Origin of the sequence: Acinetobacter zhairuonensis (assembly GCF_022601715.1) — a bacterium.
Classification (GTDB): Bacteria; Pseudomonadota; Gammaproteobacteria; order Pseudomonadales; family Moraxellaceae; genus Acinetobacter.
In genome coordinates, this window is sequence record NZ_JAKVIM010000005.1 from 100,643 (window position 1) to 117,275 (window position 16,633).

Below are 16,633 nucleotides of genomic sequence, written 5' to 3' on the forward strand. Positions count from 1 at the left end.
GGGTTTTTTATTGGGATTTTAAATATTAAAAATCGTAAGAGATAGACAGCCAGTAATTACGCCCAGAGATATACGTTCCAGACATTGCTGAACCGATGGAAAGGTACTTATATGCTTGTTCTACATCACCATTTAAGTCGTAATAGTCCATGTATTCTGTGAAGTCTTTGTCTAATAAGTTGTTTACAGCGGCATTAATACGCACCTGATCAGTGAGCTGATAACTGCTCCCCAAGTTAAATAAGTTATAGCCGGAGAACTCATTATCAGTTTGCTGCTGAATATTTAGTGCATCACCAGTTTGGTTTTCTAAGTAGCGTGGACGACCAGACTGATATTCATGTTGTAACCACAAATCAAAGGCATCATTGATATGCCATGTCGATGTCAGATTGAATAAATGTTTAGCGGTTGATTCAAGTGCGTACCCTTTGTTTTCACCTTTGGTAATTTCAGATTCGGTAAAGGTATAGGCTGCTTTAATATCCCATTCAGGGATGATTTGATATTTTAATGAGGTTTCGAGACCATAAATTTCCGCCTCATCTGCATTAAAGCTCTTGGAATAAGAGGTCACACCACTGCTAAGTCCTGAACAATCACTGATACTGCAATTAAACTCTTTCGACACTATTTTATCTTCAACGACATTAAAGAAAGCCGTCGTATTAAAGTCGAGGTGATCTGTCGGTTGGTAATTTAAACCCAGCTCATAATTGACTGAAGTTTCAGGTTTCAAATCTGGATTACCTAGAACAGGCGTAGTGCCTTGTCCACTAAAATTGATGATGCCGTCGTGTAAGGCTTTGGCGGAAGGTGCTTTATAACCTGTGCTTACACCACCTTTAAGGGTTAAGGTATCTGTCGTATTCCAGACCAGATAGGCACGTGGGCTAAAATGTCCACCAAAACCTGAGTGGTCTTCATACCGTCCACCAAAGGTGAAATGCAGATTATCCATCAGGTTCCACTCATCTTCGGCATAGAATGAGTAAGAATCCTTCTCAAATTCAGCACCTAAGCCTGCAATATCATCCACACTTTCAGTTTTCTTATATTCGGCACCCAGAGTCAGTTTATGATTTTGCAGTGTGGCAATAATATGGCTGTCTGCAACCAAATCTGTATTCTCTAATGTACGATCACGACCTGCATAAGCATTATTCGGGAAGGTATTGGTCGGAATTGTACGCCCAACCGTTTCAGTCTTGGTTTGGCTGATATAGGTATTCCATGTACCAAAGTCATAATAACCATCATGACCAAGAGAATACTGCTCGCGATTAAACTCTAACTCATCTTTATAGCCACGTGCTCGCGTAGGGGTATCTTGTGTGCCTAAGCGGTTACCTGTATTGCTATAGGTCTGATTAGAATGGAAGGCATCAGCCCAAAGTGAATTCTGGTCATCGAGGCTTAGATTTAATTTACCACCAACGTCATAATTATCCGCCTCACTCGGACGAGGATCACGTGAAGTTGAGCCAGCAACGATACGTTCAGAACTTTGACGATCTAAATAGCTCCCTCGTAGTTGTAGTCCAAGGCGGTTTTGAATGAGAGGACCGTTAAGCAGGAAACTGGTTTTCCATGAATCAGCTTCAGCTTTATGTTCCATCAAATTGCCACTTACAGTGACGTTACCATTCCATTCATTACTGATTTTTTTGGTAATAATGTTGATAACACCGCCCATCGCTTCGGAACCGTAGCGAGTTGCCATAGGACCACGAATCACTTCAATACGTTCAATCGCGGAGAGAGGAGGGAGGAAGCTATTTGATGTTTCACCAAAGCCATTTGGCGTAACATCTGAAGAGGTTGTTTGGCGACGTCCATCAATCAAAATGAGGCTGTAATCATTACCCAAACCGCGCATTTTAATATTTAAGCCTGCGGTTTTCCCAACACCCGAGCGAATGTCAATTCCAGGTACATCAGCCAAAAGATCTGCAACATTTGTTGCATTTTTTCTTTCTATATCTTCTTTAGTGACGACACTGATACTGGCTGGCGCATTTTTAATATCTTGTTCAAACCCCGCAGCGGAAACCACAATGGTGGATAATTGATGCGTAGAGGAGGCGTTTTCGGAACGACTTTCCGCAAAAGCAGAACTGGTGGATAAACCGAGTATTGCAAGACTTAGTGGGCGAAGGTTGAACTTACTCATAAATAGAATTCCAAAGTTGGACGAGATAAAAAACTGAAATAAATATAAATATTATGTTTGTGCATATAATAATGATAAAGCTTATCATTAGCAATAAAAGTCATTTAAGAATGGATAAACGATCGGAAATTTAGAAAAGCAAACAATAGAGCAAAAGAAATCAGATAAAATCTTGTGGTTTAAACATACAGTTTTGTATATCTTTAAATGTTGTCATATAATGTGGCACTTTTTATAAACTGTAATTACTAAATTTCGAGGAAGCCATGCAAGTAACTTCTGAAGCGGTTTCGGGCGTTGCCCGTCGTTTAAATGTATCTGTACCGACGAGCCGTGTTAACGAGCAATTTGAAGCACGTTTAAAACGCACTGCTAAAACTGTAAAGATTAACGGCTTCCGTCCAGGTAAAGTGCCATTAAACGTAGTTCGCCGTGAATATGGCGCGGGTATTTACCAAGAAGTGGTAAATGATGTAATCCGTGACACAGTATTCGAAGCAATTCAACAAGAAAAAATCAATGCTGTTGGCATGCCAAACATTGATAAAGTGGAAAACAAAGACGACGCGCTTGTATACGAAGCGACAGTTGAAGTTTATCCAGAAGTTGACGTTAAATTTGATGGTTTAGAAGTTGAACGTAAAGCGTCTACTGTTGAAGACAAAGACGTTGATCAAATGATCGAAAACCTTCAAAAGCAACGTGCAACTTGGGCTGAAACCAAAGGCATGGCTAAAAAAGACATGCAAGTAACTTTCGACTTCGAAGGTACTGTTGATGGTGAGAAGTTTGAAGGCGGTGCTGCTGAAGACTTTAAACTTGTTTTAGGTTCAGGTCGTATGATTCCTGGCTTCGAAGACGGTATCGTTGGTATGAAGAAAGGAGAAGAGAAAGTTATCGACGTAACTTTCCCTGAAGACTACCAAGCTGAAAACCTTGCTGGTAAAGCTGCGCAATTCAAAATCACTGTGAAGCTTGTTGAAAAACAAAAACTTCCAGAAGTTGATGCTGAATTCCTTCAAATCTTTGGTTTAACTGAAGAAGAAGGCGTTGAAAAATTAAAAGCTGACGTACGTAAAAACATGGAACGCGAAGTGAAAAATGGTCTTCGTAACCAAGTTAAAGGCGCGACTTTTGATGCTTTAGTTGCTGCAAACGAAGTTGAACTTCCTGCTGCAATGGTTGCTCAAGAGATCGACCGTCAACGTCAACAAATGATCCAACAATTCACACAACAGTTTGGTGCTCAAGGTGCTAAAGCATTTGATAGCAGCATGCTTCCAGATGAATTGTTCAAAGAACAAGCTGAAAAATCTGTAAAACTTGGCGTATTGGTAAGCAAAGTATTGGCTGAAGCTAAACTTGAAGTTGACCAAGCTCGCGTTGAAGCTTACATCGAAGACATGGCTTCTTCTTACGAAGATCCAACTGAAGTGGTTGAATACTTCAAAAATGACAAACAACAACGTTCTCAAATCGAAGCTGTTGTTCTAGAAGATCAAGTCGTTGATCACATTTTAGCAGCTGCGAAAGTAACTGATAAAACTGTTAGCTATGAAGAATTGTTGAAAGAGCAACAAGCTCGTCAACAAGGCTAATTAGCTTAAGTTAAAAAAGGCGCTTTAAGCGCCTTTTTTTATCTATGCAGGGTATCGGCTTGTCCCAAATTCACAAAGTTTATGCAAAAAATATCTGTTATTTAATGGGGAATATTTTGCAATTTCAGTCATTATCCCTCATATTGTGAATATGGGTTAAGTCACAAAAAATTTAGGAATAAATAAACGTATGTATGTTCCAACTATTGAAAACGCGTTAGTCCCTGTTGTAGTTGAGCAATCTTCTCGTGGTGAACGTTCATTTGATATTTTTTCGCGCCTTTTGCGTGAACGCGTTATTTTTTTAACGGGTGAAGTGGAAGACAACATGGCCAATTTAATTGTGGCACAAATGTTGTTTTTAGAAGCAGAGAACCCAGATAAAGATATTCACCTCTACATTAATTCACCAGGTGGTTCGGTAACAGCAGGTATGGCAATTTACGATACCATGCAGTTCATCAAGCCAGATGTTGTGACTTACTGTATGGGTCAGGCGGCATCTATGGGTGCATTCTTACTGAATGCAGGTGCTAAAGGTAAACGTTACTGTTTAGAAAATGCTCGTGTTATGATTCACCAACCGCTTGGTGGTTTCCGTGGTCAAGCATCGGATATTGAAATTCATGCACGTGAAATTTTGTTCATTAAAGAGCGTCTAAACCGCTTAATGGCAGAGCATAGTGGTCAAGACTATGAAACTGTTGCAAGAGATACGGACCGTGACAACTTTATGACTGCACAGGCAGCCAAAGAATACGGTCTTGTGGATGAAGTGCTTAGCAAACGTCCATAAGTTTTAAGATTTTAGTATTGGAGTAAATATGTCCGAACATCCTCAAGGACAAAAGCATTGTTCATTTTGCGGTAAAACGCAGTCTGAAGTCGGGAAACTGATTGCAGGTGAGGACGCGTACATCTGTAATGAATGTGTGGACGTATGCCTAGACTTAGTACAAACCAGTCAGCAGGTAGAATCTGGTGACTGGGCGGCTAAGCCTTTGCCTAAACCTCAAGAAATTCGTGCGGCATTAGATCAATATGTGATTGGTCAAGATGTGGCGAAGAAAACCCTTTCAGTTGCCGTTTATAACCACTATAAACGTCTTAAAGTGACTCATGGTGGTCATAAGCACGACGACGCGGTCGAGATTGCGAAAAGTAATATATTATTGGTTGGACCAACTGGTTCAGGTAAGACTTTACTTGCTCAGACACTTGCACGTTTGCTGGATGTACCTTTTGCCATGGCGGATGCGACGACACTGACCGAAGCTGGTTATGTAGGTGAAGATGTTGAAAACATCGTGCAAAAGTTATTGCAAAAAGCGGATTATGATGTAGAGAAAGCACAAAAAGGCATTATCTATATCGATGAGATCGACAAGATTACCCGTAAATCTGAGAATCCATCCATTACCCGTGACGTTTCGGGTGAAGGTGTACAGCAAGCCTTGCTGAAAATGATTGAAGGGACTGTGGCATCGATTCCGCCTCAAGGTGGTCGTAAGCATCCGCAACAAGAATTCATTCAAATTGATACTTCGAATATCCTGTTTATTTGTGGTGGTGCATTCTCTGGTTTAGAGAAAATTGTGCAGCAACGTCAAGAAAAAGGTGGCATCGGTTTTAATGCTGAAGTGAAGAAGAAAGATGAAGGTAAACAACTTTCAGATTTGTTCCGCCAAGTTGAAGCGACTGATTTGGTGAAATTTGGTTTGATTCCAGAATTTATTGGTCGTTTGCCTGTTATCGCGACTCTGGATGAGTTGGATGAAGACGCGTTGATGCAGATTCTGACTGAACCGAAGAATGCGCTGACGCGTCAATATCAACATTTGTTTGATATGGAACATGTGGACTTGGTGTTTGAGCCTTCAGCTTTACGTGCAATCGCGAAAAAAGCACTTGAGCGTAATACTGGTGCACGTGGTCTTCGTACCATTATGGAAAATGCATTGCTCGAAACTATGTATGATTTACCAAGCAGAACAGATGTAGGTACTGTTGTGGTGAGTGAAGACGTGATTAATGGTACAGCAAAACCAGAATTTCAACCTGAGCGTCAACCTAAACTCACGACTGAAGACACCAACAAAGTAGATTTGAAAGTGATTAACTCAAAATCTGCTTAATTGGTTATTCGTCTGAAACGTGCGGAAATTTATGATTTCCGCACGTTTTTTTATTTTCAAGAAAAAAGTGCAGTGGTAATCTTGGGCAAAGGCGAGGATGCCTAAAATTGTAAAAGATCCAAAAGTTAGCCCCAATAAATACAAAAAAATACGCGGTGAGGGACAATCATGCGTGCGCTTTATTTGATGTTATGTAGCAGTTTATTTTTATTAGGATGCCATAAACAGGCCGTTTTAGAACAACCAGAATTAAGTTCTACTCTCCATCCAGTGGATACCAGTCAAGCACCAGGTTTGGTCGAGCAATATCGTTTCGGCATGAGCTCAGTCGGTGGTTGGGTTAATCAAAAAATGGGTCAACGCTACCATCCTGTGCAGGCACAGCATGATCAGGCAGCTGTAGTTTATCTGTATCGCCCTGAGAGCAAATGGAACCGTCAAGAAATTGTGGCTTCAAGCCTATTTATTAATAAATATCGAATCCCCAGCTTGTTAAATAATCATTATTATTGGCTGGAATTGCCTGCGGGGACTTATCGTTTATCCAGTAGTCGTCCTTTAGGCATTCAGCACTTTCAAAAGCCTAAATATCTGGACTTTAGTGTCGAGGCGGGGAAAAGTTATTATGTGAAATATGATGAGGAAAACGTGAACACGCGTAAGGAGGTCTCGGGTCCTTTAATTCTGGTGCCTAACTCAATTGGGCAAAATGAAATTGCATTTACCCAGTTGAAGTCTTCAAGTTATAACTTTGTCGCACAAGATCAGCAAACAGGCGAGCTACGGCATAAAGCACAAAAAATTAAGGCAACAAAATATGATGCTGCCTCTGATGTACAGTTAACTCAAACCTTTAAGTTTTGGGATATCCGTACTTGGTAAGGTACTTAAGGGTTTTTATAGGCTTGCTCAAATAAAGGTGCTAGGGTTTTTTCGATTTGTCGGTTGATTTCGCGTTGGGTGGCAGGGTCTTGCATCATTTGTGTGGACATATCGATGCTGTTGCGCATGACCTCACTCATCATTTTGCTACTTTTCTGATTAATCGACTGTCCAATCGGGGTTTCTAGGAACTGAATATTGGCAAGCACTTCTTCTTCGGTAAAGGTTTTCTGATAAACGTCTTTGAGCATTTGCATAAATTTTGGATCAGAAATCAGCTTGTTACTAAAAGAGGCAGTAATGTCAGCAATTTGATTTGCCGCCTTTTGTTGTTCGGCATTAAGACTAGAGGTTTTAAAGATTTGTTTAATGGTGTCTTCAGCTTGTTGTTGATAGACAGGGTGCATTTCTTGTTGAGATTGAGCCAATGTCCCTGAAATGTCACTCAGTTTCAGGGCTTTTTCAACGGATGCTTCGGTTGCAGGTTTTGCAAAAGTAGTGACGCTGAGTGTGCAGAGACTGAGAACCGCGAGTGTGTGTTGTATTTTTTTCATGATATTTAGAATGAACTATAGTAGTAAAAAGATAAATTTGGGTAAAAAAATACCCTTAACAAGAACTTAGCATGTTAAGGGTATCGAAAAAAGCAAAACTTAGGGTTTAGCCTGCTGCAGCATCAACTACAGGAATTTTACCAATTTTCGCTTGCCAGATTTTAGGTGCTGTTGCGTGTATAGAGGTACCATTTACGTCAACCGCAACTGATACAGGCATGTCTTTTACGACAAACTTGTAGATCGCTTCCATACCTAAGTCAGCAAAGGCTACTACTTCTGCTTCACGAATGGCTTTAGAAACGAGGTAAGCCGCGCCGCCTACAGCCATGAGGTAAGTTGCTTTGTTGTCTTTAATCGCCTCAACTGCAGCAGGACCACGGTCTGCTTTACCGATCATACCGAACATGCCAGTCGCTTCTAAAACTTGGCGAGTGAACTTGTCCATACGTGTTGCTGTTGTCGGACCAGCAGGACCAACCACTTCATCACCCACTGGATCGACAGGGCCAACGTAGTAAATAAATTTACCTTTAAGGTCGACTGGAAGCTCTTCACCGTTGTTTAACATGTCAACCATACGTTTGTGCGCAGCGTCACGACCTGTATAGATGGTACCGTTAAGTAACAATGTATCACCTGGTTGCCAAGCGTTCATTTCTTCTTGTGTGATAGTGTCTAGGTCAACACGTTTAGAAGAAGAAGAATCCCAAGTTACAGAAGGGTAGTCTTCAAGACGTGGCGCTTGAATGTGAGCCACACCTGAACCATCTAATTGGAAGTGTGCGTGACGAGTTGCGGCACAGTTAGGAATCATACCCACTGGCTTGCCCGCAGCATGGCAAGGATAGTCTTTGATTTTAATATCAAGGACTGTGGTTAAGCCACCAAGACCTTGTGCACCAATACCGAGTGCATTTACTTTTTCGAAGATTTCGATACGAAGTTCTTCAAGTTTATTTTGTGGACCACGACGAAGCAGTTCGTCCATGTTGATCTCTTCCATCAATGCTTCTTTCGCAAGCATCATGGCTTTTTCAGCAGTACCGCCAATACCGATACCGAGCATACCTGGAGGACACCAGCCTGCACCCATGGTTGGAACAGTTTTCAGTACCCAATCCACGATTGAATCAGATGGGTTTAACATTGCTAATTTAGATTTGTTTTCTGAACCACCACCTTTTGCAGCAACAGTAATGTCAACTTTATTGCCAGGTACAAGTTTGTGGTAAATCACGGCTGGAGTATTGTCTTTGGTATTTTTACGACCAAAAGCAGGATCGGCTAAAACTGATGCACGAAGTACGTTAGAATTTTCTAAGTAACCTTGGCGTACGCCTTCGTTAATTGCATCATCAAGGCTCATGGTTAAATCAAATTTAACATCCATGCCCACTTCAACAAATACGTTAACAATACCAGTATCTTGGCAGATCGGACGATGACCTTCTGCACACATACGAGAGTTAATCAAGATTTGTGCAATGGCGTCTTTCGCAGCTTTGTTTTCTTCACGATCGTACGCACGGCTCATCGCTTGGATAAAGTCTTGTGGGTGATAGTACGAAATGAATTGAAGCGCGTCCTTGACCGAAGTGATCAAGTCATCTTGCTTGATAATAGTTGTCATATCAAATATCTCTTGAGCGGGCTGTTAGCTAGCGGGCTAAATTATAAGGTATAACGCTAGCGTTGTGGGTGTTTTGCTGCATTTTTGGGCTAAAGTTTAATGGATAAAATCGGTCATCAAGACAGGAATATTACAGCCCTAATATTGGTGAAAACTCAGAAAAACCTGTTTTTTATAAGGTGATAAGGAGTTTATTTACTCCTAAATTATTGAATTTTATGTTTATAGTAGATTTTGTGATTATTCTTGCTGAAAAATGACAGCACTGTCATAAAGTTGTAATAAAACTTTCACATAATAGGCGCATTCCACTTAGAGAGCATCGTTATGGCATCTGCAGTTCTTATGGTTGTTGGTTTTAGTGTATTTATCGCAGCAACTTGGATGTACGGTCAAAAAGAAGATCAGGCTTAAGCTTTATCTTCTTTTTTTATTTTAAGCTTTCTTCAAATCTTCAAATCTTCAAATCTTCAAATCTTCAAATCAATTCTATCTAGACTTTTTCTGTATCAGAGAAGGTGAATAGCCAAAGTGCTTTTTAAAGCGATGACTAAAATGACTGCTGGAACTAAACCCATATTGAAGTGACACCTCGGTAATATTGGCTGTGCTGGTCTGCAAGGCTTGATGTGCCAACTCTAGACGACGTTGCATCACATATTGATGTGGTGGCATGTGCATGGATTGTTTAAACATATGCGCAAAGTGATACTCACTCAGCTGGGTTTGTTCTGCCAAATCGGACAGGGTTAAACTTAAATGTAGGTGCTGATCAATCCATAGTAAAAGTTGTTTTAGGATATAAGGTGATAGCCCTCCTTTGACTTCAGGAGCTTGCCATTCAGTATAACTATAATTTTTAATTAAATGGTTAAGCAGCAGCGTGGTGGCAGTACTCATCTGCAAATGGTTTTCACGGTTTTGCCAAGCACTATTGAGTAAAAAGTGTCGATAAATCATCGCAATTTGTGGATCGGCGACAAAACTTTGTGGATTTAACTGTATTTGGCTTGGTTCACGGTCCCAGACTTGTTCTGCAACGCGTTTTAAGTGTTGTTCAGTGTAGTACAAATGTACGAAAGTCAGCGGATCGCGTAGATCCCAAGTGGATTCAAAATCTTGCGGCATCAGACACATATGGTCAGGTCCGCCACCATTTTGCCAACCTTGAGCGGTCTTTTGGTAGCTGTGAAAGCCACCCTGAATGTACATACTTAAAGTGTGGTGATTGCTACAGACGCTGACCCGATCTTGATTGTTTTGCCACATGGCAAGCTGCATGCCTGAACCCAATTCAACTGAATCCAGTAATTGGGCTTTATATTGTTGTAATTGATCTAGAATCTGATAGGTCATCTTCTACACGCAGTGCCGAATTGAGTATCTAGTGTAGGACTTCTCTTTTATCTTGTCATCTGTAGACGTCATTCAGTAAAAAACCACAAGTTGGTGATAACTCTCCGCAAGATGCTGCAAGTTTCATCGCATCGAACTTTGCATAATATAGCGAGTTGATTCAATTGGACTGTATTGAAATGAATGCACTGTTATATGTTCTGGTGGTGGTGATTTGGGGCACAACTTGGATTGCGATTAGTGTGCAACAACACAGTGGTATCGCTGCTAATGTTGCGGTGTTTTGGCGATTTTTTATTTCAGCAATAGTCCTATTTGTTTTTATCTTGCTGTTCCGAAAGTTACATAAATTGGTAGTGAAAGACCATTTATTCTGTATATTACAGGCCTGCTGTATTTTTGGTTTTAACTTTGTCTGTTTTTACACTGCGGTGCAATACATCAGCAGTGGTTTGGAGGCGGTTATTTTTTCCATGGCAGTTATTTTTAATACGATAAATGCCAAATTGTTCTTTGCGCAGCCCATTTCGGTACGTTTTTATCCTGCGGCTGTATTGGGAGGGTTGGGGATGATCGCCTTGTTCTGGAATGATGTAGTGGGTACACAGTTCAATCATCAAACCTTGTGGGGAATTGGTCTGTGTGTTATCGGAACCTATGGTTTTTCCTTGGGTAATATGATCAGTACCCGTCATCAGCGGCAGGGGCTGGATGTGTTTAGCACCAATGCTTATGGCATGTTGTATGGTGCTATGTTGATGGCGATCATTGCGTATTTTCAACAACATGAATTTTTTCCGAATATTCCTGTAAGTGCAATTTCCGCTTTACTGTATTTGGCAATCTTTGGATCAGTGATTGGTTTTACCGCTTACTTTTATTTGGTTGGGAGGATTGGCTCTGGCAAGGCGGCATATAGTACTTTGTTGTTTCCATTGGTGGCTTTAGTGATTTCAACTGTGTGGGAAGGTTATCAATGGCATTGGAATGCAGTCATTGGTGTGGTGCTAATTTTATGTGGTAATGCAGTTTTCTTTATTCAGGCACCGCGAAAATGGAGCAGATCTCGTATCTAAAAACCAATAGCGTAGCGTAAGATTAAGTCAGGAAAATATAAAAAAGATGCGCGAGCACATACATCAGGTCTCTATGCAAAATCATCATCTGGCTAAAAATATTATTGAACTTTATCGGAAATATGCGCGTGAGTGGGTAGCGTTACGTGGCGAGGATTTATATGAAAAAGTCTGGTTGGATCGATTGTTGGCTTTAGTGCCAGCTCAGGCTCAAATTCTAGATATAGGTTGTGGTTCGGGAAAGCCAATAGCAGCTTATTTACTGGCACAAGGTTGTACAGTCACTGGGGTAGATAGTTCAGAGGCGATGCTCTCGATGGCACGACAAAACTTCCCTAATCAAACTTGGATTCAGGCAGACATGCGGCAATTCAATCTACAGCAAAAATTCGATGTAATTTTGGCATGGGACAGTTTTTTTCATTTGACTCAAGACGATCAACGACTGATGTTTGCGCAATTTGTACGGCATGCTAAACAGGGAACAGTACTTATGTTTAGTAGTGGTCCTGCACATGGCGAAGCGATTGGAGAATTATTTGGTGAGCCTTTATATCATGCCAGTCTAGCGCCAGAAGAGTATCGTGATTTATTCAGCCAATCCGGTTTTCAAGTACTGGATATGGTTGCAGAAGATCCTGACTGTACGGGGCATACGGTGTGGTTAGCACAAATGGTGAACCCACTCTAGATCTACTAATATGAAGTATCAATTTGGATGTATTGGGTATCCAAGCAGAGCGTTACTGGTCTTTTCACTGTCTAATTTATACGACGAAATTTGATCATGGTATTCAAGTTGTATGCTCTAGCTTCAAGTATTTTGAATTATAAATAGAAACAGATGAAACAGTCTTTTGCTGAGCTGATCCAAGGTTTACCTCATCGACCCATTCTAGACAAAGCTTTGAGCTCTTTTGAGGATTGACCCAAAGTCGCGATTGATTGTGGATGCGGTGCAGGCCATGAATCCGTATTTTTGCTTCAGCAGAATTTTATGGTACATGCCTTTGATCCATCTCCTCAGGCAAGGGAGTGTGCCTTCAGAAATTAGTAGAGCATAATCATTTTATTTTTTATCCTCGATCGCTTTGAAAGTTATCAATTTCCTAAAGCGAGCTTAGTTATTGCTTTATTCAGTTTATTCTTTTGCGCTCCAAATAGACTTGATGGTGTTTGAGAAAAATCACCAATGCCTTAGTTCTAAAGGGAATATTTCTATTTCACGTGTTAGGAACAAGGGATGCTTGGGTAGTCTAAGATTCTACGCAATTTATAGGTTTTGAACGCATACAGCTTGAAGAAAAGTTTTCCAAAGAATTTGAAGTTTTATTTATCGATGAGCTTAAAGGGGGATAAACCTTTGGCAAATGGCACTTTAAAATTTTGGCATCTCTATAGCTTAATTCTGAAAATGAAAGCTTGATGTGCTTTTATGGATTACCAACTTTGCATCAAAACAAAAAAAACCACTCTCGAAAGAGTGGTCTGGAAAAGCGCAGTTAATTAAGAAGCTTTGCTGGCTTTGGCTTCAACTTGCTGTTCAGCTTGAATCGCAGTTAAGGCAATGGTGAACACAATATCATCTACCAATGCACCACGAGACAAGTCATTTACAGGTTTGTTTAAACCTTGCAACATCGGTCCCACACTCACCACATTGGCAGAACGCTGTACTGCCTTATAGGTGGTGTTACCTGTATTCAAATCTGGGAAAATAAACACATTGGCACGACCTGCAACTTGTGAGTCAGGCGCTTTAGAGCGACCAACACTTTCGACTGATGCGGCATCGTACTGTAATGGACCATCAATCAACAGGTCTGGGCGACGTTGTTTGGCAATGGCAGTCGCTTGCGCAACTTTTTCCACATCCGCACCAGCACCAGATGTCCCTGTAGAGTAAGAAATCATGGCAATACGTGGGTCAATACCAAATGCCTTAGCCGAGTCAGCTGATTGAATCGCAATTTCAGCCAGTTGTTCTGCATCTGGATCTGGGTTGATCGCACAGTCACCGTATACATAAACTTCATCAGGCAACAGCATGAAGAACACAGAAGATACCAGTGAATATTCTGGTGCTGTTTTAATCAGCTGGAATGCAGGACGAACGGTATTTGCGGTGGTGTGGACTGCACCTGAAACCAAACCATCAACCTGCTCAAGCGCCAGCATCATGGTACCTAATACCACGGTGTCTTGCAGTTGTTCACGAGCTTGTAATTCGTTGATTTTACCTTTACGCAGCTCAACCATTTGCGCAACATAGTTTTCGCGAATTGAATCAGGGTCGATAATTTCAAGATCAAATGGCAATTCGATATTACGTGCTTTGGCTACCTCAATCACATCATCTGGCTTCGCCAAAAGAATACAGTGTGCGATACCACGAGATTGACAGATTGCCGCAGCTTGAATCGTACGCGGTTCATCACCTTCTGGTAGAACAATGCGTTTCTTGGCATGAATGGATTTTTGTACCAACTCATGGCGGAATGCAGAAGGCGATAAACGTGGTTTATGCGTGCCTTGAATCAGTTGAGCCAGCCATTCTTCATTGATGTGACTTGAGACGAAACGCGTCACTTGTTCAGCACGCTCAGTATCATCTACAGGAATTTCATTGCTCAAATTCATTAAGCTTTGTGCTGTTTCAAAGGTACTGAGTGGCGTATGTAAAATTGGCAAGCCTTGTTTGATCGCAGCTTGACAGAAATCTAGAATCTGGCTGTTGGGAGCATGGTGTTCAGTCAATAACAAGCCTGCTAAAGGTGTGCCATTGCTGCTGGCTACACTGCTTGCCAATAACACATCAATACGGTCTGATGCACTGATAATCAGTTCACCTGCCACAAACTTATCCAGTTCATGTTCAATATTGGCTGCAATTAAGCTGCTATGCAGTACGCGACGTTGGAGTGCTTCACCTTGGTTGATCCATTCTGCTTGTAAATTTGCAGCCAGATCAGACATGCGTGGCACACTCAGTGTATTGCTGAATGGCACCAAACCAATCGCAGGAAGCTGGGCACTCCCGATATGCGCATGAGTTTTTTGAATATCTGCTACAAATTTATTGGTATCACTAATTAGACGTAAGCTAGGGTCGAAGGTGAGTGGAATTTGTGCAGAACCTTCTGGTAAGCCTTTGGTGCGCATAAACAATACGCCAGCAGTACGATCACAGCTTGCACCACCAAAATGGCGCAATTGTGCTTCGACTTTTTCAGCCGTTGCAGTAGGTTTATTGGTGTCTGCATTGCTGACAATTACCACTTTGGCATCTAGTGCTTTGGCCAAAGCAGCGTTCAGTTCAGATGCAAAAGCATCACGGGCAGTTGGTAGCAAGCCTTCTACAATGATGATGTCATGTTTTTTTGCAATTTGACGATGTAGACGTACCGCATCTTCCAACAGCTCATCGCTTTCACCTGAATTTAAGCGATGAGTAACCGTTGCATATGGAATTGGCTCTACGGTTTCACTTTTGGTCAGATGTTGAAATAACGCAGACGTACGATCTGCTTCAACTTTGCTTTCTTGAGAAAATGGTTTCAGGAAGCCTGCTTTTACGCCTTGGCACTCTAAAGCATAGATTAAACCCAAACATGCTGAAGTCAGGCCAACACCTTCTCCAGTTGGGACTAAAAGAATCGTTTTCATAGTCGTCAATTTTTTAATTTAGAAAAAGGGAATAGCGAGAAATGCGCGATTGCTTAAGCAATCGCGGCATTAGATTCAGGCTTTTTTGCAGCTGTCTGATTAACCTCATGTTCAACCACGCTTGCTGTTTCTTTGGCAATTCGACCTTCTTCGTCAGTTGGGATTACCCAAATTTGTGGACCTGTGCCAGCATCGATACGACCTTCAGTGCCACGTTTGAGGGTGTTGTTTTGTTCTTTGTTCAGGTTGAAGCCGAAGTGTGGTAAGTACGCCATAGTTTTTTCACGGATGTAGGCAGAGTTTTCACCAATGCCACCTGTGAAAAACAAACCATCTAAACGTGGTAAACCACAGCTAAGCGCAGCTAAAGATTTTGCAAGGCGATAGCAGAACACTTCAATGGCTAAAGTTGCATCTTCATTGCCTTGTTCAGAGGCTTCAATCAAGGTACGCATGTCGTTAGACAAGTTGTCAGATAAGCCAAGCAAGCCGCTTTCTTTGTTTAGCATCTTGTCAATTTTGTAGACATCCCAGCCAAGGTTAGCCGCCAAGAAGCTATGTAAGCTTGGGTCTACATCGCCACTACGGGTACCCATCACAATCCCTTCAAGTGGCGTTAAGCCCATAGAAGTGTCAACGCTTTGACCGTTCCAGATGGCACAAGTTGAGCTACCGTTACCGAGGTGAGCGGTTAACCAACCACCTTGTTTTAAGCTGCCTGCCAACTCTGAGCCACGTTCAGACACATAAGCGTGGCTAGTGCCGTGGAAGCCGTAGCGACGGACGTTGTGTTCAGTGTATAAGAATTTTGGCACTGCATAGCGGTAAGCATGTGCAGGCATAGTTTGGTGGAATGCTGTATCAAATACTGCAACTTGTGGCAATTCTGGGAATAAGCGCATGGTTGCGTCAATGCCGACAAGGTGTGCAGGGTTGTGAAGTGGCGCAAGCGGCGTTGCTTCACGAATACGTTCAATAATTTCTGGTGTGAGTAGTTCAGCTTTGGTCAATGTACCACCATGTACAACGCGGTGACCAATGGCTTGAGGGTTATAGTGAGAAAGACGTTCTAAGATTGTTTCTAATGCTTTTTCGTGATCCGCATGGGGAATAGACAGTTCTAGTGGTGCGCCACCAACGGTGACACCTTTAATGCGAGCTTCGGCAGAACCTAAGTTTTCCGCTAAACCAAAAATTCGATCTTCACGACGCTCTGAAACAAGTGCATATTTAATTGAAGATGAGCCGCAGTTAATAACTAATACTGATGTAGACACGTTTATATACCCGAATTTTAATTGAAATAAGTCGTCCCTAAAGTGATCTTTATGCAGTACTTATCAATGCAATCCAGATCAGTAGTAATGTTTTATCATGTGTTGATTTTCTGTCCTAGATAGACTTTAGGAGATTAGACTTAAGCACTATCGACCAGGGAAATAATAATAAATAGAATTTATTGGTTCATAGTTTTCATTTATTAATGAAATAGTACTCAAGCATAAATTCTCCTTCCTGTATGCCTTTAACCCTAGCATGAGAAATGAATTTTGAGCAGAA

The 16,633-nt window shown here is 41.5% G+C and carries 12 protein-coding genes; 6 read left to right on the plus strand and 6 right to left on the minus strand.

Annotation, left to right across the window (positions count from 1 at the left end):
• Nucleotides 1–25: 25 nt before the first annotated feature.
• Nucleotides 26–2,173 carry a TonB-dependent receptor domain-containing protein gene (locus MKI85_RS05705; RefSeq protein ID WP_241625843.1) on the minus strand — a complete coding sequence of 716 codons (2,148 nt, stop codon included), beginning with the start codon at nt 2,171–2,173 and terminating at the stop codon, nt 26–28.
• A 266-nt stretch (nt 2,174–2,439) separates the two neighbouring features.
• Between MKI85_RS05705 and tig the strand changes: the two genes are divergently transcribed.
• The 4 genes from tig to MKI85_RS05725 all read left to right on the plus strand — a co-directional run bounded on the left by tig (nt 2,440) and on the right by MKI85_RS05725 (nt 6,788).
• On the plus strand, nt 2,440–3,771 hold the full coding sequence (gene tig / locus MKI85_RS05710; protein WP_241625845.1) for a trigger factor: 1,332 nt from the start codon (nt 2,440–2,442) through the stop codon (nt 3,769–3,771).
• Nucleotides 3,772–3,961: 190 nt separating this feature from the next.
• Nucleotides 3,962–4,567, plus strand: coding sequence for an ATP-dependent Clp endopeptidase proteolytic subunit ClpP (gene clpP, locus MKI85_RS05715; protein WP_016168229.1), 606 nt, complete (start codon nt 3,962–3,964; stop codon nt 4,565–4,567).
• A gap of 28 nt (nt 4,568–4,595) precedes the next feature.
• The gene (gene clpX, locus MKI85_RS05720) at nt 4,596–5,906 is read left to right on the plus strand and encodes an ATP-dependent protease ATP-binding subunit ClpX (protein WP_241625847.1); all 1,311 of its coding nucleotides are present in this window, start codon (nt 4,596–4,598) and stop codon (nt 5,904–5,906) included.
• Nucleotides 5,907–6,074: 168 nt separating this feature from the next.
• Nucleotides 6,075–6,788, plus strand: a complete 714-nt coding sequence (locus MKI85_RS05725; protein ID WP_241625848.1) for a DUF2846 domain-containing protein — start codon at nt 6,075–6,077, stop codon at nt 6,786–6,788.
• A 5-nt stretch (nt 6,789–6,793) separates the two neighbouring features.
• Here MKI85_RS05725 and MKI85_RS05730 read toward each other — a convergent pair whose 3' ends face one another.
• The 3 genes from MKI85_RS05730 to MKI85_RS05740 all read right to left on the minus strand — a co-directional run bounded on the left by MKI85_RS05730 (nt 6,794) and on the right by MKI85_RS05740 (nt 10,331).
• Nucleotides 6,794–7,342 (minus strand): DUF2059 domain-containing protein, encoded by a 549-nt coding sequence (locus MKI85_RS05730; protein WP_241625850.1) that lies wholly within the window; start codon nt 7,340–7,342, stop codon nt 6,794–6,796.
• A 106-nt stretch (nt 7,343–7,448) separates the two neighbouring features.
• Nucleotides 7,449–8,975, minus strand: a complete 1,527-nt coding sequence (locus MKI85_RS05735) for a fumarate hydratase (protein ID WP_241625852.1) — start codon at nt 8,973–8,975, stop codon at nt 7,449–7,451.
• A gap of 489 nt (nt 8,976–9,464) precedes the next feature.
• Nucleotides 9,465–10,331 carry a helix-turn-helix transcriptional regulator gene (locus MKI85_RS05740; RefSeq protein ID WP_241625854.1) on the minus strand — a complete coding sequence of 289 codons (867 nt, stop codon included), beginning with the start codon at nt 10,329–10,331 and terminating at the stop codon, nt 9,465–9,467.
• A 179-nt stretch (nt 10,332–10,510) separates the two neighbouring features.
• On the opposite strand from MKI85_RS05740, the gene MKI85_RS05745 reads away from it, so the two are divergent.
• Together MKI85_RS05745 and MKI85_RS05750 are read left to right on the plus strand one after the other, a co-directional pair.
• Nucleotides 10,511–11,407, plus strand: coding sequence for a DMT family transporter (locus MKI85_RS05745; RefSeq protein WP_241625856.1), 897 nt, complete (start codon nt 10,511–10,513; stop codon nt 11,405–11,407).
• Nucleotides 11,408–11,480: 73 nt separating this feature from the next.
• Nucleotides 11,481–12,098 (plus strand): class I SAM-dependent methyltransferase, encoded by a 618-nt coding sequence (locus MKI85_RS05750; RefSeq protein WP_241625979.1) that lies wholly within the window; start codon nt 11,481–11,483, stop codon nt 12,096–12,098.
• A gap of 815 nt (nt 12,099–12,913) precedes the next feature.
• Here MKI85_RS05750 and pta read toward each other — a convergent pair.
• Nucleotides 12,914–15,073: a phosphate acetyltransferase gene (gene pta / locus MKI85_RS05755; RefSeq protein WP_241625857.1), complete on the minus strand. Its 2,160-nt coding sequence runs from the start codon at nt 15,071–15,073 to the stop codon at nt 12,914–12,916.
• Nucleotides 15,074–15,126: 53 nt separating this feature from the next.
• Nucleotides 15,127–16,350, minus strand: a complete 1,224-nt coding sequence (locus tag MKI85_RS05760; RefSeq protein ID WP_241625860.1) for an acetate/propionate family kinase — start codon at nt 16,348–16,350, stop codon at nt 15,127–15,129.
• Nucleotides 16,351–16,633 lie beyond the last annotated feature (283 nt).